Origin of the sequence: Bdellovibrio sp. GT3, from assembly GCF_037996765.1 — a bacterium.
Taxonomy (GTDB): domain Bacteria; phylum Bdellovibrionota; class Bdellovibrionia; order Bdellovibrionales; family Bdellovibrionaceae; genus Bdellovibrio.
Map to the genome: position 1 here is coordinate 539,878 of NZ_JBBNAD010000005.1, position 24,096 is coordinate 563,973.

Annotated in this window: 22 protein-coding genes; 3 read left to right on the forward strand and 19 right to left on the reverse strand. The window is 45.2% G+C overall.

What is annotated here, in order from left to right:
- Positions 1 to 2 precede the first annotated feature (2 nt).
- From nuoK to AAAA73_RS09990, 4 genes are read right to left on the reverse strand one after another with little or no spacing between them, the layout of a single operon-like run.
- Entirely contained in the window at positions 3 to 326 is a 324-nt protein-coding gene (gene nuoK, locus AAAA73_RS09975) for an NADH-quinone oxidoreductase subunit NuoK (RefSeq protein WP_340598158.1), read from the reverse strand.
- Positions 316 to 852: an NADH-quinone oxidoreductase subunit J gene (locus tag AAAA73_RS09980; protein ID WP_340598159.1), complete on the reverse strand. Its 537-nt coding sequence runs from the start codon at positions 850 to 852 to the stop codon at positions 316 to 318. Before AAAA73_RS09980 ends, nuoK begins: the two co-directional genes overlap by 11 nt.
- Positions 853 to 862: 10 nt before the next feature.
- On the reverse strand, positions 863 to 2,020 hold the full coding sequence (locus tag AAAA73_RS09985) for a complex I subunit 1/NuoH family protein (protein ID WP_340598160.1): 1,158 nt from the start codon (positions 2,018 to 2,020) through the stop codon (positions 863 to 865).
- 3 nt (positions 2,021 to 2,023) lie between these two features.
- Complete coding sequence (locus tag AAAA73_RS09990; protein ID WP_340598161.1) at positions 2,024 to 2,392, reverse strand: NADH-quinone oxidoreductase subunit A; 369 nt, start codon at positions 2,390 to 2,392, stop codon at positions 2,024 to 2,026.
- 119 nt (positions 2,393 to 2,511) lie between these two features.
- Between AAAA73_RS09990 and mfd the strand changes: the two genes are divergently transcribed.
- Complete coding sequence (gene mfd / locus AAAA73_RS09995) at positions 2,512 to 6,033, forward strand: transcription-repair coupling factor (protein WP_340598162.1); 3,522 nt, start codon at positions 2,512 to 2,514, stop codon at positions 6,031 to 6,033.
- Here the strand turns inward: mfd and AAAA73_RS10000 are convergent.
- Entirely contained in the window at positions 6,030 to 6,797 is a 768-nt protein-coding gene (locus AAAA73_RS10000; RefSeq protein WP_340598163.1) for a hypothetical protein, read from the reverse strand. The genes mfd and AAAA73_RS10000 overlap by 4 nt on opposite strands.
- 103 nt (positions 6,798 to 6,900) lie before the next feature.
- Here AAAA73_RS10000 and AAAA73_RS10005 point away from each other — a divergent pair, with 103 nt between their 5' ends.
- On the forward strand, positions 6,901 to 8,529 hold the full coding sequence (locus AAAA73_RS10005; RefSeq protein ID WP_340598164.1) for a glycoside hydrolase family 3 protein: 1,629 nt from the start codon (positions 6,901 to 6,903) through the stop codon (positions 8,527 to 8,529).
- Here the strand turns inward: AAAA73_RS10005 and AAAA73_RS10010 are convergent.
- The 12 genes from AAAA73_RS10010 to AAAA73_RS10065 form a co-directional block, all read right to left on the reverse strand.
- On the reverse strand, positions 8,526 to 10,088 hold the full coding sequence (locus AAAA73_RS10010) for a GIY-YIG nuclease family protein (protein ID WP_340598165.1): 1,563 nt from the start codon (positions 10,086 to 10,088) through the stop codon (positions 8,526 to 8,528). The genes AAAA73_RS10005 and AAAA73_RS10010 overlap by 4 nt on opposite strands.
- Positions 10,085 to 12,472, reverse strand: a complete 2,388-nt coding sequence (locus tag AAAA73_RS10015; RefSeq protein WP_340598166.1) for an ATP-dependent DNA helicase — start codon at positions 12,470 to 12,472, stop codon at positions 10,085 to 10,087. The genes AAAA73_RS10010 and AAAA73_RS10015 overlap by 4 nt, the downstream gene beginning before the upstream one ends.
- 165 nt (positions 12,473 to 12,637) lie before the next feature.
- Positions 12,638 to 13,051 carry an ATP synthase F1 subunit epsilon gene (atpC, locus tag AAAA73_RS10020; RefSeq protein ID WP_340598167.1) on the reverse strand — a complete coding sequence of 138 codons (414 nt, stop codon included), beginning with the start codon at positions 13,049 to 13,051 and terminating at the stop codon, positions 12,638 to 12,640.
- Positions 13,052 to 13,114: 63 nt separating this feature from the next.
- Positions 13,115 to 14,521: a F0F1 ATP synthase subunit beta gene (atpD, locus tag AAAA73_RS10025; protein ID WP_340598168.1), complete on the reverse strand. Its 1,407-nt coding sequence runs from the start codon at positions 14,519 to 14,521 to the stop codon at positions 13,115 to 13,117.
- Positions 14,522 to 14,532: 11 nt separating this feature from the next.
- Positions 14,533 to 15,420 (reverse strand): ATP synthase F1 subunit gamma, encoded by an 888-nt coding sequence (atpG, locus tag AAAA73_RS10030; RefSeq protein WP_340598169.1) that lies wholly within the window; start codon positions 15,418 to 15,420, stop codon positions 14,533 to 14,535.
- A 12-nt stretch (positions 15,421 to 15,432) separates the two neighbouring features.
- Positions 15,433 to 16,956 carry a F0F1 ATP synthase subunit alpha gene (gene atpA / locus AAAA73_RS10035; RefSeq protein ID WP_340598170.1) on the reverse strand — a complete coding sequence of 508 codons (1,524 nt, stop codon included), beginning with the start codon at positions 16,954 to 16,956 and terminating at the stop codon, positions 15,433 to 15,435.
- A gap of 2 nt (positions 16,957 to 16,958) precedes the next feature.
- A complete protein-coding gene (gene atpH, locus AAAA73_RS10040) occupies positions 16,959 to 17,507 on the reverse strand; it encodes an ATP synthase F1 subunit delta (RefSeq protein WP_340598171.1) in 549 nt (182 codons plus the stop codon).
- Positions 17,504 to 18,073: an ATP synthase F0 subunit B gene (locus tag AAAA73_RS10045; RefSeq protein ID WP_340598172.1), complete on the reverse strand. Its 570-nt coding sequence runs from the start codon at positions 18,071 to 18,073 to the stop codon at positions 17,504 to 17,506. The genes atpH and AAAA73_RS10045 overlap by 4 nt, the downstream gene beginning before the upstream one ends.
- Positions 18,074 to 18,086: 13 nt before the next feature.
- A complete protein-coding gene (locus AAAA73_RS10050; RefSeq protein WP_340598173.1) occupies positions 18,087 to 18,521 on the reverse strand; it encodes an ATP synthase F0 subunit B in 435 nt (144 codons plus the stop codon).
- A 114-nt stretch (positions 18,522 to 18,635) separates the two neighbouring features.
- Positions 18,636 to 19,001: a bactofilin family protein gene (locus AAAA73_RS10055; protein WP_340598174.1), complete on the reverse strand. Its 366-nt coding sequence runs from the start codon at positions 18,999 to 19,001 to the stop codon at positions 18,636 to 18,638.
- The gene (locus AAAA73_RS10060) at positions 18,992 to 20,023 is read right to left on the reverse strand and encodes a ParB/RepB/Spo0J family partition protein (RefSeq protein WP_340598175.1); all 1,032 of its coding nucleotides are present in this window, start codon (positions 20,021 to 20,023) and stop codon (positions 18,992 to 18,994) included. Before AAAA73_RS10060 ends, AAAA73_RS10055 begins: the two co-directional genes overlap by 10 nt.
- On the reverse strand, positions 20,016 to 20,837 hold the full coding sequence (locus tag AAAA73_RS10065; RefSeq protein ID WP_340598176.1) for a ParA family protein: 822 nt from the start codon (positions 20,835 to 20,837) through the stop codon (positions 20,016 to 20,018). Before AAAA73_RS10065 ends, AAAA73_RS10060 begins: the two co-directional genes overlap by 8 nt.
- 128 nt (positions 20,838 to 20,965) lie before the next feature.
- Between AAAA73_RS10065 and AAAA73_RS10070 the strand changes: the two genes are divergently transcribed.
- Entirely contained in the window at positions 20,966 to 21,499 is a 534-nt protein-coding gene (locus AAAA73_RS10070; RefSeq protein ID WP_340598177.1) for a hypothetical protein, read from the forward strand.
- A 47-nt stretch (positions 21,500 to 21,546) separates the two neighbouring features.
- On the opposite strand, the gene rsmG is transcribed toward AAAA73_RS10070, so the two are convergent.
- Positions 21,547 to 22,212, reverse strand: coding sequence for a 16S rRNA (guanine(527)-N(7))-methyltransferase RsmG (gene rsmG, locus AAAA73_RS10075; RefSeq protein WP_340598178.1), 666 nt, complete (start codon positions 22,210 to 22,212; stop codon positions 21,547 to 21,549).
- A complete protein-coding gene (gene mnmG, locus AAAA73_RS10080) occupies positions 22,199 to 24,094 on the reverse strand; it encodes a tRNA uridine-5-carboxymethylaminomethyl(34) synthesis enzyme MnmG (RefSeq protein WP_340598179.1) in 1,896 nt (631 codons plus the stop codon). Before mnmG ends, rsmG begins: the two co-directional genes overlap by 14 nt.
- Positions 24,095 to 24,096: the final 2 nt, after the last annotated feature.

The following is a 24,096-nucleotide window of genomic DNA, read 5'->3' on the forward strand; positions in this document are numbered from 1 at the left end:
GCCTATCCTTTCAAGTGCTCAAAGAAGCGAATATTCACTTCGTTAAAGCGTTTAAAGATCGATACTGCCAGTGCCAGACCCACCGCCGCCTCAGCTGCCGCGATAGTCATTACAAAGAACACCATGATGTGACCATCAAGCAGGCCCAGGAATTTACTGAATGCGATGAATGTCAAATTCACTGAATTCAGCATCAACTCTACGGACATCAACAGGACGATTACGTTACGACGAAGCAAAACGCCCGCCATACCCATTGCGAACAAAATTGAAGCCAGAACCAAATAGTGTGTAAGGCCGATGTTATTGATGAAATCAGCGTTCATGTGTTCCACCTTTACTGCGTGAAAGAGCTACTGCGCCTACAGCGATCACCAAAAGAAGAACGCCTAGAGCTTCAAAGCCAAAGATATATTTTGTGAATAGAATCTGCCCAAGAGCCTTGGTTGTTTCCATACCTGTGCCAACCAAAACCGGATTATCTGTTGTCTTAAGATTCATCAGGTTAACAGTTGCGTAGATGGAACCAAAGATCAGACCAGCCAACAACCCGACGGACATGATTTTCATAATGCCCGTGAACTTACCGCGTGTGAATGCGGAGATATCCTGTTTCAAGTCGAAAAGCATGATAACCATCGTGAAAAGTACCATCACCGCGCCTGCATAAACGATCAGCTGAACGCCCGCAATAAAGAAGGCGTTTAGAGTCACGAACAAGGCCGCGATACCCACCATGGTCATTGCCAGGCTCAATGCCGAATAAATCGGGTTCTTCAAAAGGATCACCATCAGGCCAGAGCCCAATGTTACGATCGCCAAAAACCAAAATAGAAAAGCGTCTGCTGTCACTTTTAGCTCCTTACAATGATGCCAAGTAAATCACGAGTGCCGTGATGATCGTGTTAGCCAATGCCCAAGGAAGCATTGTTTTCCAACCAAGATCCATCAATTGGTCGTAGCGGAAACGAGGCAAAGTCCAGCGAACCCAAACGAATGCCCAAATGAAAAAGAAGAACTTCACGTTGAAGACAACAAAGTGAATCAACGCCACCAAAGCCGAAGCCCAGTTGGCATTTGAAGTCACCGTCAGTGCCCATTCACGAACCTGCTCCACGGAGACAAACGGAATGCCGTAACCACCGAAGAAGAAGATCGCCATCAAACCGGAAGCGATCATCATGTGACCGTATTCCCCGATGAAGAACATGTTGAATTTGAAACCGCCGTACTCTGTATGGAAGCCGGCAACCAACTCAGACTCACCCTCTGCCAAGTCGAATGGCAAACGGTTGGATTCCGCAAAAGTCGCAGTGAAGAAAATCAAGGCGCCCAATGGCTGGAAGAAAATACCCCAGTTTGGAAGCCATGAAGAGGAAATCGTGTAGCCCATGAATTGGAAATTCAAAGTTCCTTGTTGAGCCATAGTCATATCGCTCAAGTGGAAAGTTCCGTACATCATGATCACGCCCACGATTGAAAGGCCCAGAGCCAATTCGTAAGAGATCGTTTGAGCGGAAGCGCGAAGCGCACCCATCAAAGAGTACTTATTTCCTGAACCCCAACCCGCCATCAACATTGTGTAAGCAGCCAAGGAAGAAACGCCCAGGATGAATACGATACCAACACCGATATCATAACCTTGAACTAGGAATGTATAAGGACCCCAAGATTGCCCAAACAATTCGAATGTTCCAACGGAGATTGGTGTCGACATCGGAATCGCCGAGAAGGCAACCGCACCTGGAATCAACGCAAATACCGGAGCTGCATAGTACAACAAAGGTTTTGCTGTTGAAGGAACGAAAGCTTCTTTCGTCAAGAACTTCACGGCATCAGCCAACAACTGCATCAACCCCAATGGACCGACACGGTTTGGACCAAGACGATTTTGAATGAAAGCAGAACCGCGACGCTCAACCCATACAAGGATCGGCACGAGTTGAACCATCATCAAAAAGATAACAACGAGCTTTAGCCCGTTGACGATTATTTCGAATGAATCTTTACCCATTCCCATTGATTAATCCCATTCCAATGCTTTTGATTTTACTTCCCAGAACAAACCGAAGATGAACACAGCCAAGAAGAAGGCCATGGATCCAAAAACGACCCCGCCTTGTCCAGTAGCGATGAAATCACGGAACGATGTCGCCCATGGGTACATAAAAATGATTTCGATATCGAAAAGAATGAAGAGGATTGCTGTGAGATAAAACTTCACAGAAACTTTCGTATCTTTTTTATCTAGCGAAGGGAGACCACACTCGTAGGGCTCGTACTTAACCGGATGATAATGCACTTTTCCGCCCGTCTTGATTGATAACCAGACAAGAAAACTGCCAAAAAGCGCAATAAAAATGACGATGAAAATGATTCCACCGAGTGCCACAGACCCTCCAAAGTTGTCGTTATTATTTGGATTTCAATTAGTTATATATGTGGAGTCTCTGAAATCCAAGAAATATGAATGGAAACAAGGCGATAACCATGGCAACATAACCCCACAAAATGAAAGCCGAAATGACTCACACAAGGCTCGAATCGATCTTGGATCGAGCCTTCGAAACAACCCGCGGAAAAGTTCAAGTGACCGGAGCCTCTTCTCCGCTCGCTCTTGCTTTCTTTTTGTCACAAACTTACTCTAAAAAAATCAACAGCTTGCCGCACCTAGTTGTTGTTGGCAGTCATGCCGAAGCAAACAAACTTCAGCAGCTTTTACAGTTCTTCGACCCACTTCGTCAGAGCACGATTTTGCCTGCTTTTGATGTTTCGGCCTATTCTGGTCTTTATCCGAACACGAGAATCGCCGCGGATCGAATTCGATTCCTGGCAAAAGCACAGGCTGCGCGACCCGGAGAAATCTTCATCGCATCTCCTGACGCGCTGATACAAAAAACTATTCCCGTCAAAATTCTGAAGGAAACCTCGCGAACCTTGTCGGTTGGCGACGAGCTGCCAGAAGACATTGCAGAGTATTTGAACTCTCTTGGCTATGTTTCTGCGCCAATGGTTGAAGACAAGGGACAGTATGCTTTGCGCGGAGGTATCGTTGATATCTTTGCACCCACGGAAGAATTGCCGGTTCGATTGGATCTGTTTGGCGATCAAATTGAAACGCTTCGGTACTTCAACGTCAGTGATCAGCGCAGCGCCGATGAAATTAGATCTTTTCAGCTGACTCCGGCTCGCGAAATTCTATTTAGAGACGAAACACACGAAAGACTTCTGCAACGAGTGCGCGCAAGTATTGAAGATCGCCCTGTTGAAAAAGCAGAGGCCGATGAAACTTTGCGCTCGCTTGTTTTAAAGAATTCTTTTCCAGGAATTGAATTCTTATTGCCGTATTTCTATGGAGAACCCGCAGCGCCGACAGAGCATTTCCAAAACCCGGTCAATGTCTGGTTCCTTGATCCCGTAGAAATTTCCCGCAATGCGGATGATTTCATCGCTGAACTGAAAGCTGACTACAACACCAGCTCTTCCCACGTGATTCGCCCAGAGATGGATCTGCTGTATCAAAATTTTGAATTGCTGACATATCCACAAAACAGTCGGCAGGTTTACTTCTCTACTCTTGAATATTTGGATAATGAAAATGCGGCGGATGCCCACGTTGAATACCGAACATCTTTAACTCAGGATTTTTCAAATCTATCGAGTGCCAACCCTGTGGGCTCTGAATTATGGTTGCAAGCTGCAACCAACAAACTTCACAAGTGGCGCGATGACGGCTACCGAATCTTCGTAAGCACCAAGAATCAATCCCATATCGATCGTCTGGCTTTGATATTTGAAAAGCTCGAGATGAAAGCGGTCCGCTGCAATCAGGATGAGTATCGCTGGGATTCCTGGCTGCAGGAGCAAGATAGCGACAAGCACCTGATTCACATAGTAAGTCGCTACTTGTCTGACAGTCTTCGTCTGGATGAAGAGCGCGTTATCTTTTTGCGCGACGAGGATTTCTTTGGCAAAAAAATGCGCAGCCGCGAGTCCACGGCCGCTCAGGACTTCCAAAAGCAGGCTAAACGACTTTCCTTTGGAGATTTAAAGCCCAATGATCTGGTCGTTCACGTTAAGCACGGCATCGGTGTTTACGAAGGACTGAAGATCATGAACATTGGTGGAGTTGAGTCTGAATACATTCAGATTGGCTTCAAGGACAAAGATAAACTGTATCTGCCCGTCTATCGTGTGGGTCAGTTGCAAAAGTTCTCCGGGGCCGGAGCCACCACAGTTTTAGATAAACTTGGCGGGACCGCCTGGGAGAAAACAAAAGCCAAAGTTAAATCCCATGTTCGCGACATCGCGGCAGATCTGTTGGCACTTTATGCAAAACGTGCAGAAATGCATCGTCCTCCATTTGAATTCCGTGAAAACGAGATTCAACTTTTTGAAAATGGTTTTCCATATGAGGAAACCAACGATCAATTGCGCGCCATTGGCGATATTCTTTCTGACCTAAAGTCCACCAAGCCCATGGATCGCTTGGTTTGCGGTGACGTTGGCTTTGGAAAAACCGAAGTGGCAATGCGAGCGACCTTTTTTGCAGTTCAGGCGCGCAGACAAGTCGCTATTCTTGCCCCAACGACAGTTCTGACTTTCCAGCACTTTGAAACTTTCAAAAAACGCTTTGAGGGATGGCCGGTCGATATACGTGTATTGAACCGCTTCGTGACACCGGCAGAATCCAAAAAAACCATCCAGGACATCAAAGATGGCAAGGTCGATATTATCGTCGGCACTCATAAGTTGCTGGGCAGTTCGATTGGTTTTAAAGATCTTGGTTTGTTAATCATCGACGAAGAACAAAAGTTCGGCGTCACTCACAAAGAGAAAATCAAGAAAATCAAAACCAGTGTCGACACGCTGACTTTGTCAGCAACACCGATTCCACGTACTTTGAATATGGCATTGGTGGGAATTCGCGATCTAAGTTTGATTAATACCGCTCCAGTGGATCGTTTGCCGACACGCACCTTCGTTACTAAGTTCGACGAAGAAACCGTGCGCAAGGCTATCACCGCGGAAATTTCCCGTGGTGGTCAGGTTTACTTTATTCATAATCGCATTGAATCCATTTATGGATTGGCCGATGAAATTCGCAAAATCGTTCCCGAAGCCCGCATCAAAGTGGCCCACGGACAAATGGAGGAACACGAGCTGGAAAAAGCCATGCTCTCGTTCTTCCATCATGAAATTGATGTGCTGATCTGTACGGCGATTGTTGAATCCGGCATGGACGTGCCTCGCGCCAACACTATGTTCATTGATTCCGCTCACATGTTCGGCTTGTCGCAGCTGTATCAATTACGTGGTCGTGTCGGGCGTTCAAAAACCCGCGCTTACTGCTACCTGATGATGCCGCGAAATCGCAAGCTGGACAAAGAACAGCAAGAGCGCCTGAAGATCATTCAGGAAAACACGGCCCTGGGCAGTGGAATCAAAATCGCACAGTACGATCTTGAGTTGCGGGGATCTGGCAACATCCTTGGTGAAGAGCAATCCGGCCACGTGAATACCGTGGGTTATGAGTTGTATATGGATCTATTGAATGAGGCTTTAGCGGAAGCTAAGGGGGAGAAAGTTGAAGACATGGAGCTTGATCCAGAAATCAACCTTAAGATTCCAGCTTTAATCCCTGACGCCTACATTAAAGACATCCGCATTCGCCTGGGTTACTACAAGGCCCTGGCCGAAATCACATCCACTGATGACCTGGATCGTATCGAAGAAGAATTGCGCGATCAGTTTGGTCCGATCCCGGATCAAACAGTCAATCTTATGGGTTTGATGCTGATTCGTCGCCAATGTAAAGAACTGGGCGTTCGAGACATCAGCGCCGGTCTCACATCTATTTCTTTGGTGTTTACAGAGAAAACAAAATTGGATCCTACGAAAGTCATTCAGTTGGCGATGAAAGAATCCAAAAAATATTCCATCACTCCGGATAATCGCCTGAATATAAAGATGTCCAACATCTCTTGGTCAGCGGTTCACGAGGAAATGGATAAATTGTTGCGATTAATTTAGAATTCCAGGCGCAAACCTGCGCCCCATATCGGATCTGATTCCATATTGGCTTCTGTATCGTCACCCGCAGCCAAGTATTGACTCATGAACACATCAAGAAACGTATTTTCCAAGCCGTAGTTGAAGGTGGCGGCTTTCGCAGTGTCGCGATCAAGCCAATCCAGTTGTAATAAGAAACCCACCGAATACGAATAACCCACTGGCGCATCTTCATTGATGGTGCTGGTCGGAGATTTATCCGTAAGACTCATTTTATACATCGACATGCCAAAGTAAGGGACCACATAAGGCTCGTTCATGATGTTGTCCATGGAATACTTTAAGGTCGCCATCAGTTTGGAAATTTCCAGTGTGCGATCTTCTCCGCTGCGGTTATCTTGGATGCTGCCCATTCCATAGGAGCCACCAATGGCCACGGAGCCGAGTGAAAAGTTGTATTTGTAGTCCATCGCCAAGCTTATAATTGGCAGGGAAGCTCCATCAAAAAGCTCTTGATAAGTTTTCCCATCATTGATGGAAACGAAGCTTACGGGAACATAGTCCTCATATTCCAAACCAAAGTAGATACCATGAGTTTCCCGACGGATCTTGTAGTCAGCCAGGTTGTCCTGTGCGATTTCTTTTTCAACCAAGGAATTGGTGTGGACTTCCACATATCCCTCTTCTGGTTCCTCAATGCTCGCAAATGAACTACTGCAAAAGATGACCAGCACCAGTGACACCAGTGTGTTGATTTGGATTCTTGGACTAAGGTGCAATTTCATGCTGTAACTCAAATCTTGTCTATTCCCGCTCTTGGCGAATGATATTCTAAGACCTATGAACAAGTATATCAGGGAAATCTGCAGAATTTTGAGCATTACTCTTGTGTTTTTTGCAATTCCCGTCCTTGTGCCAGCTCAGACAAAGTCATTAGATCAGATTATTGATACGAAAATTTCCAAAATGTCCCTGAATGAAAAGGTGGGGCAACTATTTATCGTTGGCTTCCCGCACACCAGGACAAACAAGGATTTTGAAAAGTTCATCCAAGACTATAAGCCGGGTTCCTTCTTGCTGTTTAAGCGAAATATTCAATCTCTGGAGCAGGTAAAAAAGCTGAACGAAGACCTCTACAAAATTTCCTACAACTCCACAAAACTTCCACCCTTGATTGCCATCGATCAAGAAGGTGGTGCGGTATCACGACTTCCCATACAGCCCAATCCTCCAAATGCACTCGCTATTGGACAGACTCAATCAAAAGAACTTTCTGAGGAAATGGGCTATCAAACGGGACTCTTTCTTCGCGAAGTTGGATTCAACATGAATCTTGCCCCAGTACTTGATGTCGCAGACCCGTATACCTCAAGCTTTATCGGCGTACGTTCATTCGGATCTGATCCGACACTGGTAAAAGAGATCGGCACGGCCTATGCAAAAGGGCTCTTGCGATCCAAAGTAATTCCCACTGCAAAACACTTTCCTGGAACTGGAAACGTCAAAGCGGACCCGCATAATGTTGTTGTTAATAATGTCTCTAGTGAAAGTTCTCTGAAAGCAAAAGATCTGATTCCGTTTGAGGGATATTCTTCACTTGGCTCCAATGTCGCAGTGATGCTGTCGCATTCTATTTATCCGGCACTGGATCCCAAGAGAGAACCTGCGAGCTTTTCCTCAAAGATATCCACAGAGCTTTTACGAAACGATTTGAAATACCAGGGTCTAGTAATAACCGACGACCTTCTGATGAAGGGCTCTAAAGATATACTTCGCCCTGATCAGGCTGCTCTAAAAGCACTTCTTGCGGGAGCAGATATCGTGATGATGACCTGGTCTATTCACGATCAGGAGCGCGCCATCAAAACCGTTCGCAGCGCTGTGGAAGACGGTAGATTTTCAGTAGATCTTTTAAATCAAAAACTTCACCGCATCCTTGTGACCAAAGCGTTTGCCAATATCTATAGAAGAAACCCTAATCTTCCCTCCCTCATTGCCAAAGGTACACTGAGCTCGCAGGACTACGTTAGCCTCGAAGAGCGAGTTTTAAACGAAAACATCCGCACTAACTTAAACTCCAAGACGGCTATAACTGACACGTCAGAAGCAGAGCGTGCCCCAGCTGCGAATCCCGAAGTGGTCTGTGCGTTCTCTCCATCATTTGATTTTTTAACAAGCTTTAAGAATGCATCGACCGACACTGTTCACACAAAGCAGCTATTCGGGAGTTCAAAGGTTTCTGATATCCTTAATCCGGCAAAAAGCAATTCCTGCGAAGTGATTCTGGTGGCGGTCACCGGACCTAAAACTGCACGTCTGCTTCGCACCCTGCCCACACAGATAAAAAAGAACACTGTTGTGATAAATTTGGGTTCACCAGGATTGGTACCCAAAGAACATCCCTATCGCAAGCTAGTGCAGCTGTATTTCAATCACAAAGACTCTGGCAAGAAAGTGGCAGAGCATCTTGCGGAGATCCTTAATTCGCAATCTGAAAGCTTTGCGCTTCGCGATTAGATATAATCAATGGTGACTTCACCACTCTGAGTTTCGATTTTACCAAGCTCCATCAGCAGAACACTCATTCGGTCATAGGTATCAATAGTCAGACTATCCCACAGTTGAACCTTTGGAACTCGTGGCGACGAGCTTGTGGTCTCAATGAGCCCTTTTCGTACATTTAAATAGTATGGCTCATCTGTAGCCGAGTCCGCAATTCGATATGAAATATTCGAGTTCAAGATTCTGGTCAGCTGTTTTGAGCGCAGGTATGTCATCCCGGCCCGCATGATGTGTCTATCAATCTTATCGGCAATATCAGAGGCCGTTAGAATAACTTCGATGTCTTCAGACTCGCCGTTCTCGACCTCAGATGACTCGACTTCTTCCTCTTCCTCAATAAATTCAAATTTCCGATTCCACCAAAGACTCAGAGCCATTATTTTTCGCAAAGATTTAAAGTCTTCAACACCCATCCCGTGACGCTCACAAAAGATCTGCAAACCATCTTTGACTAAGCTCGCTTCAATGGGCTCATAGAAAACATTGTCGTGAAAGCTCTCGGCGAGCACGCAGTCTCGCAGGTTTCTTAAAGAATCAAAAACTACGCTTGAAGTAAATGGTCCAATATTGAATTCCTGGCTTTGCTCAAACTCCATGTCAGTAAATTCCCGATTAAAGAACACAAGATTTCTATGGGCCGCCTTTAAACTGATATTGTATCTTGGGTCCCATTTTTTAATTTCATCGGTTTCAAGCAATGCCGCCTCAAGGGGACTGCCGCAGACTGTGACTCTTAAGTCATAAACCTGCGTTAGCATCTCAAGCTTTCGACTGTCGCGATTCTTCTGACCACGGAAATAGCTATTAACCCGATCTTTCAATGAGGTTGCCTTTCCGACGTAAAGGATTTCATCCCACTTACTGATCATTCGGTAAATACCCGGTTGATCCGGCAATGAAAGGCGCTTTGCTTTGTCCAAGGGATATTCATACTTGGTTCGCGCAGTCTTTGGTGTGACGTTAAGCCACGCTTGAAGCTGCTCCCAGGTCTCAACACCCTGCTTAGCTAACTCTACCATAAGCCCCTGCCAAATGACCCTGGTGGCCTGCGTCTGCTGGGCCGCTCTCTTTAAATCCTGTGACGGATAACCAAAGTATCCGGCAAGACCTTTAATCCCCCTGGTTGGAAGATTCGGGAATAATCTTTTTGCAATCTCGTGAGTGCAAAGAATCGAAAATGGAAAGTCACTTTCCTTCTGCGCATAGTAGCTTTTAAGAAAGGGCTTTTCGAACTGGGCAAAATGAATCAGGCAATGGTGCCCCTTGAATTTTGCCTCGATCTCGGAAAAAACTTTATCAGGCGTCTCAGCCGCGGCCATATCCTCGTTGAAGATTCCTGTGATCAATTGAATGCGATACGGGATCTTCTCTTCATTCGGCAGTTGAACCAGGCTTGCCTTGGTTTCCCCATCAAGTGACGTCCATGCCACCTCAAGGATGTGCGCACCACTCTCTGGCTTTGCGCCCGTAGTTTGCACATCCAAAAAGAAGAGTGGCATTTCATTTAACTTCACGTCGTTTTCCAAAACTCTGAAACATCAGAAAGAATTTTTCCGGAAACCAATTCCTGCACACTGTCCTGAAACCAGCCCTGAGGCATTGTTTCAGAGTATGTGGACTCCAGGAATCGAGTATCCATTAATACAATAATGCCCTTGTCATTTTCTGAGCGAATGACCCGGCCAGCAGACTGGATGGTTTTTGCCATCGCAGGATAAACATATGTGTAGTTAAAGGCCTCGGACTTTTCATGGGAGCGCTCATAGTATTGGCGAATTTGCTCTCTCTCGAAGTCAAAGTTTGGAAGTGCCGGCCCCACCACAAAGGCGCCGATCAGCATATCACCAGGAAAGTCGACTCCCTCAGAAAATATACCACCCTGAACCGCAAGTAGAAGTGTAGGTTTGTCGGCACTCTTCATGAAGGACAAAAAGTCGTCCACGCGATCCGCCTTCATTTCACGTTGCTGCACCAACCGTTGATAGCTGCTGTCTTTCAGATAGCCCTCAACGTCTTTCATAAACTCAAAGCTCGGAAATAGAGCAATATAGTTTCCGGGTTTTACCGCCATGATTTTTTCCATGGCCTGGGCAATCTTCGGCGCATTCACCGGTCGATCTTTGTACTTGGTTGATATTTGCGGAATCAGCAGTATTTTTCTGTGCTCTTTAGGAAAAGGAGAAACAAACTCCAGCGATTTTGTGAACTCCTCATCCAGTCCCAATAGTTTTCTTGAGTAAGGAAATGGCTTTAACGTCGCCGAGAATGCGACGACGTTCTTAAATGATTTATAAATTTCATTCAAGTGTCTGGAGGCATCACAACAGGTGACTTTCAGAGTTTCGTTGATTTCGCCGTAAATGCGATTCTTTTGATAGGTTTGAAAGAACTCAGGGCCTTGCAGCTCCAAAGCTTGAGAAAATTCACTCCACAGATTAACAAGTCTCAAAACTCCGTCCTGAGGTTGAATCTCGACATCTGCCTCCAGGTACTCAGCCAGAAACTCCCGCAGTCTTGATTCCAACTCAAACACCGGATCAAAATCAATTTGAACAGTTCGCGATTCACCACGATAGGACTCGATCACTGCAATGGCTTCCTCACACAAAAGTTGCGCACGCCTTTGAAAGCGTAATGCGATTTTTGCCAATGAAGGAATAACATTTTGTAAGTCCCTTGTGGATATGGCTGGTGAAAAGTAGTCCTGAGCCCTGGCTGGTAGATTGTGGGCCTCGTCAATGACAAGGTTTGCCTTTTGCGAAGGCTCCATTAATGGCATCTCTAAACGCCCCAGAAGGCTTCTGGTTGAAAAAACGTAGTTGTAGTCAGCTATCACCACATCCGCTCTTTCAATCGCCTCTATGGACAATTCAAAAGGACACACCTGGTACTCTTCACCTAACTCCTGCAGCTTTTTCTGACTTAGCGATCTTAGTTTTGAAACTTTGTTAACCAAATCGTTTTCAGCAACTTTCTTGTAATAGTCTTTGGCAAATTCACAGTACTGCGGATTGCACAGCGGCTCCGCCTTAAAGCACATCTTACTTTTGGCAGTGATTGTCAGCGGTCTGATTGAAGCACCCTGATCCTGCAGCTTCTCTACAGCCTCTTCCGCCACCTGATGTTGAGAGTTTTTTGGAGTGACGTAGATGACCTTCTGGCCGCGAGCAAATGCATCCTTTAAAGAAGGATACAAAACCCCAATGGTTTTGCCCAAGCCCGTGGGAGCTTGAATAAGTAGTGATTTCTCCTCGACAAAACCCAACTGAATATTTTCAATGAGTTCGGTTTGCCCAGGACGAGGTGAAATGAATGGAAACTTTAGATCCTCTGCGGATTCCACCCGTTTCTTGAAGATCTTTTCACGAACCTTGGTTTCATCCACTAGCTCAGCAAGTCGCAATGCAAGCCAGGCTTCATACTCTTCAATATCAAGGTCGAAATACATCTCACTTTGCTTGAAGTTTCGCGAGGAAACCAAAAGCATTTTTAAATCTGGAATTTCACCAGTTTGTTTATAAAGGATGTAACCATAGGTTCGCAGCTGCCATACGTAGGGATGATTATCATCCACTGTAAGTTTGTGTTCCAGGCTATCCACATCAAAAGAAGATTTAATCTCTTCGACCATAAAGCTGGATCCTTCAATCACACCATCCGCCCGACCGGAGATAACAAATGTGTATTGATCTCTTTCAAACTCGATGGTCAGCTTTTTTTCAGCCTCATAACCTGGAATCTCACGAATGCGTTTTTTCTGAATGCTCTGGTGAATTTCCTGACCCATTCGTGGCGTCTGTCCATAGCCGGAGTGAGCTTCTATGCTTCCAACGCGTGGGCATGGCAAAGCGAACTGCCGCAGATCGATTGGTATTTTGCGATTGTTTTTCTTTGCCATGATTCCGCCGATTCTAATTCAAACGGCACTGATTTGCCGTAGGTTTTTTTCTTCGCCGTGCAGAATGTGAGCCACCACTGAGATACCGTGGCTTTAAAATGAAAAAGGCCCGATCCGAAGATCGAGCCTTTATATTTGAACTAGAATTATCAAGTCGCTTGGGGCCTATTTTTTAGCAGCGCCTTCAGCCACTTCAATTTTCGCTCTTGCGCGAGTCCATTCTTTTTGGAACTCAACCCAGTCAGCATCTGTGATTACTTCGTCAAGGACGTGTTTCTCAGATTTTGCCAAGGCTTCTTTAGTTGCAACAAGATCGATTTCTTCTGGCAAGTCAGCGATGTTCGCAAGAACATTCACGCCTTCAGGGGATACTTGGCAGTAACCCCAGCTGATAACAGCTTGGTTCTGCTTTTCTTGACCCTTAAGTCTCCATTTCATCACACCGATACCCAGTGTAGTGATTAGAGGCGCGTGACCAGGAAGAATATTAAGTTCTCCTTTAAAACCAGGAACAGTTACTTCTTCGACCTCTTGGCCAACAAGTAGACGACGCTCTGGAGTCACGATTGTCAGTTTCATATTAAATCACCTTTTCCAAAGCGACCTTCTCAGGCCGCTTCATGAAGACGAAATCCTTCCGGATTACGCCTGCAACTTCTTAGCTTTTTCGATAACGTCTTCGATAGTACCAACAAGGTAGAACGCTTGCTCAGGAAGAGCATCATGTTTACCTTCAAGGATCTCTTTGAAGCCTTTAACAGTGTCTTTGATATCAACGTATTTACCAGGCAAGCCAGTGAACTGCTCAGCAACGAAGAACGGCTGAGACAAGAAACGTTGGATTTTACGAGAACGAGATACAACCAATTTGTCTGTCTCAGACAATTCGTCCATACCAAGGATCGCGATGATATCTTGAAGCTCACGGTTACGTTGCAACAATGCTTGAACGTCACGAGCCACTTTGTAGTGCTCTTCACCGATAACAGTTGGATCCAAAAGACGAGATGTAGACGTCAATGGGTGAACTGCAGGGAAGATCGCCATAGCTGCGATATCACGGTCAAGATTCGTAGTCGCATCCAAGTGAGTAAATGTAGTAGCTGGAGCTGGATCCGTGTAGTCATCCGCAGGAACGTAAACCGCTTGTACGGAAGTGATGGAACCTTTTTTAGTGGAAGTAATACGCTCTTGAAGAGTACCCATCTCAGTTGCCAAAGTTGGTTGGTAACCAACGGCAGAAGGGATACGACCCAAAAGGGCAGAAACTTCAGCACCCGCTTGAGTAAAGCGGAAGATGTTATCAACGAAGAAAAGAACGTCTTGGTTCTCAACGTCACGGAAGTATTCAGCAACAGTCAAACCTGTCAAAGCAACACGCGCACGTGCACCAGGAGGTTCATTCATTTGACCGAAAACCAGAGAAGTCTTAGCCAATACGCCAGACTGTTTCATCTCTTGCCACAAGTCATTACCTTCACGAGTACGCTCACCTACACCCGCGAATACAGAGAAACCACCATGCTCAGTAGCGATGTTACGGATAAGTTCCTGGATAAGTACTGTTTTACCAACACCCGCACCACCGAACAAACCGATCTTACCACCCTTAGCGTATGGAGCTAGCAAGTCTACGACTTTGATACCAGTCATCAACATTGCTGCAGATGTAGCTTGGTCTTCAAATTTTGGAGCAGTTCTGTGGATACCCCAGTGGTCTTTTGCGTTTACTGGACCCATTTCGTCGATTGGCTCACCAACTACGTTGATGATACGACCCAAAGCTTCGCGACCAACTGGCGCTGTGATTTGAGTGCCCAATGCTTTAACTTTTTCGCCACGAACCAAACCTTCAGTTTGATCCATAGAGATAGTTCTTACAACACCGTCACCCAAATGCTGAGCAACTTCAAGAACCAGGTTGAATTCAACGTCAGAGATAAATTTATTAGATACACGAAGAGCAGAATTGATTGCAGGAAGTTCCCCGCCTTCGAATTCTACGTCCACTACGGGACCCATAACTTGTTTTACTTTACCGAATGCCATTATTCAGCTCCCTATCCTTTAAGCGCTTCCGCGCCCGATACGATTTCGATCAATTCTGTAGTAATTTTTTCTTGTCTCAATTTGTTGTACGTCAGAGTGAGTTTGTTGATCATCTCTTTCGCGTTGTTTGTCGCGTTTTCCATCGCGCTCATACGAGCACCATGTTCACCGGCAACAGACTCGGACATACATCTGTAAACCTGAAGGTCGAAATGCTTTTCAAGCAACTCTTTAATGATTTGCTCTGGAGCTGGTTCGAAAATCATGTCTACAGCAAAGTTTGCGTTTGCCTCAGCTTCTGAGTTGAAAGTCGTCAAACCAAGATCAATTGGAAGAAGAGTTTCAGCCGTTACAACCTGAGAAATCGCAGATTGGAATTCGTTATGAATGATACGAACTTCATCGTATGCACCTTCTAGGTAGTCATTCATCACGCGATTCGCAACCTTGGAAGCCAACTCGTAAGAGATGTCTTTATCAAGCTTCGTGATGTAATCAACCGGCTTGATACCACGTCTAGCAAAGTAGTCGTGACCACGACGACCCACGAAAAGAAAATCAATCTTCTCCAGGTTCGCCTTGTTGTTGTTATAGTACGCCTCAGTAAATTTGTTGATATTGCTGTTGAAAGCGCCGCAAAGACCGCGATCAGAAGTGATAACAACAAGCAAAACATTCTTTACTTGTTCCTTCTTCTCCATCAACGGGTGCGTAACTTTGTTAGTCACAGCGATATCCGCAATCACCTTACGCAAAGTCAAAGCATAAGGACGCATGTTAACGATGTTATTCTGCGCCTTTCTCAACTTCGCAGCAGACACGAGCTTCATAGCCTTCGTGATCTGCTGGGTGTTTTTTGTGGACTCAATCTGAGCCCGGATATCCTTCAAACTTGCCATTTAAGCACCAAACTATTTGTTAGTAGGTTGGAAGATAGCTTTGAACTCTTCAAGAGCTGCCAACAACGCTTTTTTAGTGTCGTCTGCAATAGCTTTCTTCTCAGTGATAGTTTTGATGATGTCCGCGTGCTTGTTTTTCAAGAACTCGATCATCTCTTTTTCGTAGCGCTTAACATCAGTCTCTGGGTATTGGTCAACGAATGCGTTACCAGCAGCGAAGATCATGATGATTTGTTCTTCAACTTTTACCGGAGAGTATTGAGGTTGTTTAAGTACTTCGATCAAACGACGACCACGTGCCAACTGTTGTTGAGACGCTTTATCCAAGTCAGACGCGAAAGCAGCGAACGCTTCCATAGAGCGGAACTGAGCAAGTTCAAGTTTCAAAGAACCCGCAACTTGTTTCATCGCTTTAATTTGAGCGGAACCACCCACACGAGAAACTGATTTACCTACAGAGATAGCTGGACGCACACCTTTGTAGAATAGATCTGATTCAAGGAAGATCTGACCATCAGTGATGGAGATAACGTTTGTAGGGATGTAAGCAGAGATATCACCCGCTTGTGTCTCGATGATTGGCAATGCAGTCAATGAACCGCTGCCTTTATCTGCAGACAATTTAGAAGCACGCTCAAGAAGACGGCTATGGCAATAGAACACGTCACCTGGATAAGCTTCACGACCCGGAGGACGACGAAGAAGTAGGGACAATTGACGGTATGCTTGAGCTTGTTTCGTCAAGTCATCGTATACGATCAAAGCATGTCTGCCAGTATCACGGAAGTATTCAGCCATTGCTGTACCAGAGTAAGCAGCAAGGTATTGAAGTGGAGCTGGGTCAGATGCATTGGCTGCGATGATTGTCGTGTACTCAAGAGCACCCGCTGCACGCAATTTTTCAACAACTAGAGCAACAGTCGATTGTTTTTGACCGATAGCTACGTAGAAGCACTGAACGTTTTGACCTTTTTGGTTGATGATAGTGTCAACCGCGATAGTCGTTTTACCAGTTTGACGGTCACCGATGATCAATTCACGTTGACCACGGCCGATTGGTACCAAGGCGTCGATAGCTTTGATACCAGTTTGAAGAGGTTCTTCAACCGGGTGACGGTAAACGATACCAGGAGCCTTAGTTTCAACGATACGAGAGTGAGGCGTGTTGATAGCGCCACGGCCGTCGATCGGGTTACCAAGAGCGTCTACAACGCGACCAAGAAGGGCTTCGCCAACTGGAACGGAAACGATCTTTTTTGTTCTCTTAACAGTGTCGCCTTCTTTGATGTGGCGGTCTTCACCGAAAAGTACAACCCCTACGTGACCTTCTTCAAGGTTCAATACCATTCCGAATACTTCACCTGGGAACTCAACAAGTTCACCAGCCATTGCGTTTTCAAGACCGTAGATACGAGCAACCCCGTCCCCTACTGAAAGAACGCTACCTGTTTCACTAACTTCAATCTTTTTGTTGTACTGATTGATTTGCTCTTTGAGAACGCGACTGATCTCGTCGGCACGGATTTGTGTTTCCATTTTTAGTTGGCTCTCCTGTTTAATTCTTCATTTAATTTTTTAAGATGTGTTTCAATGCTGTCGTCAAAAGTCCATCCACCAACTTGGGCTACAGCGCCACCCAAAAGTTTAGGATCCTGTTGGTAAGTAAGAACGATTTTTTTACCAAGCGTTTTGCTTACTTTAGACTCAAGTTCTTTTTGTGCGTCAGCAGACAATGGTTGTGCTGAGCGAACAGTTCCACGAGTTACGCCCTCTTCAATATCAAGAGCGTCGCGGAATGCTTGTGCAACCTCTGGAAGGAACGCAATACGGCCTTTATCAGCCATCAACACCAAAGTGTTCATTACTTCTTCAGAAGTGCCTTTACCCTCAAGGGCAGCCTTTAGAGCCGCTGTTTTATGGGTAATGGAGATCATTGGGTTTTCGAAATACGCAGCAACAGAAGCTTCCTTGTTGAAAGCGTCGGCAACGGCTTGAAGCTCAGCATACACTTTAGAGTGGATACCTTTTTGCTTTGCTACAGCCAAAAGGGCTTTAGCATATCTTTTAGATACTTCGTTTACTTTCATCGACTAACCTCGATGTGATTGATGAATTCATTTTGAAGTTTTTGTTGATCAGCCGCACCGATGTCTTTCGTCAAAACGATACGAGCAGCATCAACGGAGTCAGCCAACAATTGAGTGCGCAACTCTTTTTGAGCGCGCTGTGTTTCAAGCTTGGCAGTCAATTCCGCTTCGTCTTTGATACGCTTGGAAACACTGTTTGCCTCGTCAATGATTTGATTCTTCAAATCATTTGCATGAGCTTGTGCTTTTGCCAATTGTTCCTGACGAGTGCTATTCAGGTTTGCAAGTTTGTTTTTGATATCAACAAATTCACGCTCAGCTTGTTCGCGTGCAAATGCAGATTTTTGCGCAGCCTCAAGGTAAGCAGATTTTCTGCCACCGAAGAAGGAAACGATGGAGTCTTTCGTGAAGTAAACGATACCCGCGAAAAGAATGATGATGTTGATCGCCTGATAGATTGTCACTTTTGGAATTTCAATAGCATGGTGACCGTCACCGTGCTCAGCTCCAGCAGCGAAAACAATCGCAGGCGCAAGGATGATAAGAAGGTTAACAAGAACTTTCATTTTCTCTTCTCTCTTATTTGCCCAACAATTTGGATGTGATTGCAAGTGCAACAGCTTGAGTTTGTGCTTTCAATTCTTTTGAAGCGGACTCTACTGCTGCTGTGATTTTTGATCTGTTTGAATTAACCAGTTGTTCAGCCTCAGAACGAGACTTGGAAACCGCTGCTTCATACTGTTTATTTGCTTCAGCTTTGGAAGCATCAACAATGTTTTTGATTTCACTGTTTAGCTCGCGGATTTTGCCTTCATATTCAGAAGACAATTCGACAGATTTTGCTTGGTATTCCAAAGCCAGATCTTCGCCGCCCTTAGTTTTATTTTGTCTCTCTTCAAGAGCATGTGCATATGGTCCGAAAACAAACTTAGTTAAGAATAACAAGGCAATCGCGAAGAACACGAATTGGATGCCGGCAGTTGTGTTGATGCCTAATTGTCCAAAAATTTCCATTTTGTTGAAATCCCTATTGTTTTTTTGAACCTCGGGAGTAGCATTTCAACCCAGAAACGGTCAAGGACATATTCCTATTGAGAATTAGGCCTGCTGTAGTGAAAATGAAATTGCCTAGGACTTAGGCATATAGGACGCGCCCTCAAATACAACGCCTTCATCAATCCGCAAACTCGGAGATGTTACGGTGCCTTTGAATATTGCGGGCGGGTGCATAATGACGCGGCGGCGAGCGAACAGATTTCCCTCAACTCGGCCACTAATAATGATTGTATCGGCCTCAACTTGGGCAGCCACGGAGGCGCCCTCATTAATAACGATGGTATCTTTAGTAAAGATTTCCCCTTTAAAATCCCCGCCAATTTGGACGGTTCCTTCAAAGCTGAGCTTTCCTTCGAAATGCGTCCCCTGGTCAAGGATTGCAGTCACATGACCAGAAAGCACGTCTTCTTGAAAAGAGTTTGGGGAATTTACTGCCATCCTTCTTTAAGCCTATCTACCAAATTGGTCAGTTCATCATCAGAATAAAAGTGAATGCTGATTTTGCCTTTGGAGCCTGAATAATCGATGTTTACTTTTGTACCCATGATTTTTTGAAGCTCTTCACTTAGTCCGCTGATCAAGCGTTGTGTAACATTTGAATCGAATGACGGAACGTCTTCCTCTTCAACATTACCTTTTACAATAGCTTGAACCATTTTTTCCAATTTACGAACTGCGATCTTGTCGTTCACGACCTTTTTTGCAAGTTCGATTTGTTTTTTGGGTTCTGGCAAAGACAGAAGGACTTTTGCATGACCAACGGAAAGTTCATTGCCCGAAATCATATCTTTGATCTCGTTAGGCAATGCCAATAGACGAACAGCATTCGCTACTGTCGCACGGTCACGTCCAACTTTTTCAGCCACTTGCTGTTGAGACAATTTGAACTCTGTGATTAGGCGAGAATAACCCTCTGCCTCTTCAATTGGATTCAAATCTTCACGTTGAATATTCTCAACGATAGCTAACTCAAGTGCCTGTTTGTCGTCGTAAGACTTTAGAATAACTGGAACTTCATGTAACCCAGCAAGTTGGGATGCTCTCCAACGGCGTTCACCAGCTACGATTTCCAATTTTCCAGAGGCAGTTCTGCGCGCAACGATCGGCTGCAAAATTCCATTCTCTTTAATGGACTGAGCAAGCTCTTGTAGGGGCTCTTTCTCAAACGTTGTACGTGGCTGATATTTACCTGGAGACAGCTTGTCGATTGCGACTTTCCAAATCTTGCTTTCTGGATCCACGGGAGGGGCGACAGTTGCAGCAACATTAATAGAAGGCGCACCGGCCGCTGTTGCAGCAGGTGAATTTGTAGTTGATTGCGCTGGCGCTGCTTTTACGAGAGGGGCAGATGCAGCCGGCGCATTCATTAAATCATTGTTAGCAGGACCACCCAAAAGTGAACCCAGGCCACGGCCCAAGCCTCTTTTTTTGTTTGAGGATTCTACAGCAGTATCAGACATTTACTTCCCCTTCATAGGCATTCTTGTTTGCAACTTCTGCTGCCTTAGGAAGAGATCTTGCGATCACTTCATGAGCCAGCTCAAGATAGCGAACTGAACCAATTGATTTGCTGTCGTACTCTAGGATGGATTGACCATGGCTCGGCGCTTCGCTGAGTCGCACGTTTCTTGGAATAATTGCGTTAAATACTTTGTCACCAAAGTGTTCTTTAATCTGAGTTACAACTTGATGACTCAAGTTGTTGCGCACATCGAACATCGTCAAAACGATGCCTTCAATATGAAGCGCAGGATTCAAACTCTTTTTGATTAACCCTGCGGTGTTCAACAACTGACTCAAACCTTCCAATGCATAGTATTCACATTGAAGAGGCACAAGAAAACTGTCTGCAGAGTTCAGAGCATTCAGAGTAATCAAACCAAGAGATGGTGGGCAGTCAACGATGACAAAGTCATATTGATCAGCCACGATGGATACCGCTTGTTTTAAGCGATATTCACGATGCGGCATATCAACGAGTTCGATTTCTGCACCAACTAGATCTGGATTAGCAGTACAGATCTTTAGGTTCGGATTTGAAGTGTTGTTAGTAGCCTCAGTCAGTGTTTTTTCACCGATGAGAACGTGGTATGAGTTTGCATCCTGGGTATCAAATCGTTTGATGCCTAGTCCGCTTGAAGCATTTCCTTGTGGATCCATATCGATCAACAATACGCGCTTACCTAGAGTAGCCAACGCTGAAGAAAGATTCACAGACGTGGTCGTCTTGCCTACTCCGCCCTTTTGATTAGCTATACAGATAGTTTTAGCCATCGTTCCTCCCTGATAGTTCAAAATTCGTATTTTTTACATGCATGTGCAACTATAAAGACTAGTTTTTCGCACCTCGCCTTAGGTTTTTCTACGTTTTTACCGATGTTCCACGTGGAACAACTACTTTTATGAGATTAATAGCCGCAATTCTCCTTATTTTCACGCTCACCGCTTGTAATAAGCCGATGGAAAATCCAGAGGTGAAGGATCCGATATACTCTGATCTACAAACACAAGTAACTGCTGCAACTGCCGCTCTTGAGGGTGAGAAAAAGAAGCTTGAAGGATTTGAAAAAGACTTGATCACCGTCGTCCCACAGACTGGCCAGATAAAGTACGCCAAAAAGCGCATTTACGAATCTCAAGCGGCCATCACCCGCCTGGCTCAGGAAGTAGAGTATTTAAAGCTCAAAGTAGAGCAAAGAAAAACACACGCCCAACAATCCTATAAGAAAGCCTTCGCAAAGAAGGAAGATTGGCCCGATCCTAAAGAATGGACGTCATATCAGGCAGAACAAAAGCTAAGAAATGCAAAAAGAAGTTGGGACGTTAAAGAGCGAATGAAAGCCGCTGGAGTGACGATTGATACAGGGCTGGGTTCTACAGAGGGTGGCGCAGAAGGCGCCAAAGAGGCCGGCGGCGAAGCGAAATCAGGTCATTAGAAGATGTTCCACGTGGAACATCCCCATTTTTACTCAAAACAAACGAATTAAGAGATCTTTTCGGTACGAACAACGCCATATTTGATAGCGCCGACAGGGAGTTTGTATTCCCCCACAAGTGACGGAGACCAGATAGAACAAAGCTGCGTAGGAATTTCTCCCACCTCAATACCCCACTCTTCCCCTTTAAGATGATAAACAGAGCCGCCTTTTGCGACGATCTTGCGAGCCATAAGAATCGCCTTAGAAATATTGCCGAAACCACGACAAATTGCGAATTTGACCGAGCCCTCTGGAAGAGACTCGATATTACGGTGCTCTACTGTGATGTTCTTAAGATTCAAGGCACCAATAGCATAATTTAGGAATTCGCATTTCTTGGGATCCGTATCGACCAGCACAACCTTGATGCTGGGGTTAAGAATGCCAAAAACAACCCCGGGGAATCCACTTCCGCTGCCAAAATCATAGATTGTATCAATACTTGGATTCGCCTTTGTAATCGCCTTGGTGGCAAGAATAGAGTCCGCAAAATGTAAGGCATCGGCCACGAAGACTGACTTTGCGGAAATCAAACTAACGGTCCGATTAAATTTTTGAAGCTCGTCGTGATAAGCCTTAAGTCTTGTTCTGACCTCAGGACTTAAATCGGGGAACCATTCATCGATACGCCATAGGATTTGCGGTGTCTCGGAGCTATCAGTGCTGCTCATCCAGATTCATCTCCCTGATCTTTTTGTGACCTTTTAGATGAATCATTATAGCTTGAATCGCAGAGGGATTTACACCACTAATCCGTTGGGCTTGACCTAAGGTACGGGGCCTAACGCGCAGCAGCTTATCCTTCTCTTCATTGGAAAGTCCGCGAATATCTCCGTACTCAAGAGTGTCTGGAAGTACTAATTCTTCGAGTCTTTTCGACTGATTAATTAGATCCATTTGGCGTTTTACGTAGCCAGAGTATTTTACTTCGATTTCCACCGGTTCAACCACATTTGGATCAGAATCCAACTCGAAATTTAGCAATTCCAGGTGTGAACTTGTAAGCTCAGGACGACGCAGCAACTCTTCGATAGTTAACGACTTTGTCATAGCTGAAGTCGGAATTGTTGCCAGAATTTCTTGTGTCTCTTTGGTGTTGTAAACGCGTGTTTCACGCATTCTATCGTGCAAAACTTTACGCTTTTCACGAAGCACCGCTAAAAGCTCTAAAGACTGTTCAGACACGATACCCAACTTCTGGGCCCACTGCGCCAACCTATCGATAGTATTGTCTTCTCGAAGAACTAATCTGTGTTCTGCGCGCGAAGTAAACATACGATACGGTTCGCGTGTTCCTTTAGTCACAAGGTCATCAATCAAGACGCCCATATAAGCTTCATCACGACCTAAAATAAATTCGTCGCGACCCAAAATGCTATTCGCGGCATTTACTCCGGCAATGAAACCTTGAGCAGCGGCTTCCTCGTAACCAGAAGTTCCGTTGATTTGACCTGCCAGGAAAAGTTGGCGAATCGTTCTTGTTTCCAAGCGATGCCAAATTTGAGTTGGCTCGATGTAGTCGTACTCAACGGCATAACCATAGCGAGCGACTTTTACGTTTTCTAGTCCTGGAATAGTTTTTAAAAATTCATCCTGAGTTTCCTCAGGCAAACTTGTTGAAATACCCTGAAGATAAATCAAGTCCGTTGTTAAGCCTTCTGGTTCAAGGAAAGTTTGGTGGCTCACTCTGTCTGCGAAACGAGTTACTTTATCTTCGATCGATGGGCAATAACGTGGTCCAACACCTTCGATAATTCCGCAATACATAGGGGATTTATCCAAGTTTCCACGAATAATATCGTGGGTTTTTTCAGTTGTCCGAGTCAGATAGCAAAGAATCTGCGGAAGCTTCAACTGAGTCGAAGATTTATAGCTGAATGGATAGATCTTTTCGTCGCCACCATGAGCAATCGTTTTCGACCAATCAATAGAGTCTTTAAGAAGTCGCGCCGGCGTTCCCGTCTTCAAACGTTTTACTTCAAAACCGAATTGCGCCAATTGATCTGATAAACCGACTGATGGTTTATCACCCACACGTCCACCCGCCTCCTGGCGAAGACCCGTATGCATAACACCGTTCATGAAAGTACCGGTGGTAATGATTGTAGCTTTGGCAAAAATCTCGGAACCATCATCCAAAACCACTCCGGCGCAAAGATCTTTATCCAAGATCAGACGCTTTACTTCGCCCTGAAGGACTTCCAAATTTGGCTGTGTATAAAGAGCATTTTTTTGAAAAGCAGAATACAGATGCTTATCGTTTTGAACTCGAGTTCCACGAACTGCCGGACCTTTCGAGGAGTTAAGTCGCTTGTACTGAATTGTTGTTTCATCAGCAGCGATACCCATTTGTCCACCGAGGGCATCAATTTCACGAACCATGTGACCTTTTGCAAGCCCACCGATGGAAGGGTTGCAGCTCATATAACCAATACGATCAACATTCGTCGTAACCATCAAAGTTTGAAGGCCCAAACGAGCGGACGCCAAACATGCTTCGATACCGGCATGTCCTGCACCCACAACGATCACATCAAATTTTTTATTAGTCATAT